Source organism: Peptoniphilus sp., from assembly GCF_022767005.1.
GTDB lineage: Bacteria > Bacillota > Clostridia > Tissierellales > Peptoniphilaceae > Peptoniphilus_A.
The window spans coordinates 1-1,589 of sequence record NZ_JALEOV010000108.1; the positions used below are offsets into that span (position 1 = coordinate 1).

The following is a 1,589-nucleotide window of genomic DNA, read 5'->3' on the forward strand; positions in this document are numbered from 1 at the left end:
TTTAGTACCATAAATAGTGTAAGAAAGGAAGTAATTCCTATCTTGCACTATTTTTGTATAATGAAGAAGTAGTATGACGAGTCTCTTTTAGGGTTAAAACATCCGACATAAAAACTGTCAACCACCTCTTCATTATTCATATTCGGTTAAGCAGGTTGGGCAAAACGTCCGTGTCACAAGCTAAAATGAGTGTAATGGTGCAGGTAGAAACTACAAAAGAAAAAAGAAAGAAGGAAAACCATGATATCTGTAGGAATAGACATATCAAAGGATAAAATTACAGTTTGTGCATTAGAACAAGGAAGCAAAATAATCTGGAAACCATTTGATGTTTACCTAAACAAAAGTAAAGTCGAAGAATTATTAAAGAAACTAGAAAAATTAAAAGAAGTAAAAATAACGATGGAAGCAACAGGAAAATATCATATACCAATACTTTATGAATTAAAAGAAAGAGGCTACTTTGTAGCAGTAATAAACCCATTAAAGATGAAACAATTTTGCCGAGCCTTAAACTTTAGAAAAGCAAAAAATGATAACATAGACGCAAAACAAATAGCAGAATATGGACTAATGTATTGGAAAGAATTAGAAGAATACAAGGTAGATGAAGAAAACTACAGAGTTTTAAAAGAATTAAACAGAAGCTACCAACATTACATGGAGCTAAGAATCAACCAAATGAACTACATAGATCAAATAACACATCAAACATTTCCAGGCATAAAAACACTAATTCCACATAATTCAGGAGACTTTTCAAAAGACAAACTATTAGACTTTTTAAAAAAATGGTGGCATAAAGACCTAGTATTAGAAAAAACAGAAGAAGAATTTGTAGAAGAATATAAAAGATGGGCAAAAGAAAAGAGATACCATCCAAATGCAAACAAAGCAAAATCCATTTACAAATTAGCAGAGGATAGTATCTCAACACAACCTTCCCATAACTCAAAAATAGAAACAAATATAAGAGAAGGAATAAACCTGATAAAACAAATAAATCAGATTCTAAATAGCATTTTATCACAAATGATAGAAATATCCGAGCCCTTAGAAGAATATCAAGAAGTAAAAAAATTCTCAGGCATATCAGACAAATTAGCAGTACAAATAGTAGCAGAATTTGGAAACCTATCAAAATTTAAAAACAAAAAAAGCCTAATATCTTTTATTGGAATAGACGCACCGCCATATGAATCAGGAAACTTTAAAGCAGAACAAAGGAAAATAAGTAAAAGAGGAAACGCAATACTAAGAAAAGTAGGCTACCAGGCAATGAAATGTATGATGAGTGCTAAAAATCCAGAAAACGAAATATATAATTACATGATAAAAAAAGAAAAAGAAGGAAAAGCCAAAAAAGTTTGCAAATTTGCAGGCTTAAACAAATTCTTAAGAATCTACTATGCAAGAGTTATGAGTTCAAAAGACGAGAAAAAAGAATTAAAAGTAGCATAAAAATCAAAAAAATATATATTAACTAGCCGAAAACAGTTGGCTTAATTGTTATGCTCAAATTTAATTAATTAACAAATAATAAAATAACCTGAAATTAATTTCAGGTTAAACTTGACTTTTGTTAGCAG

1 protein-coding gene is annotated in these 1,589 nt (G+C 29.6%); it reads left to right on the plus strand.

From position 1 onward, the window contains the following. Positions 1-240 precede the first annotated feature (240 nt). On the plus strand, positions 241-1,461 hold the full coding sequence (locus tag MR285_RS08305; protein WP_293559854.1) for an IS110 family transposase: 1,221 nt from the start codon (positions 241-243) through the stop codon (positions 1,459-1,461). Positions 1,462-1,589: the final 128 nt, after the last annotated feature.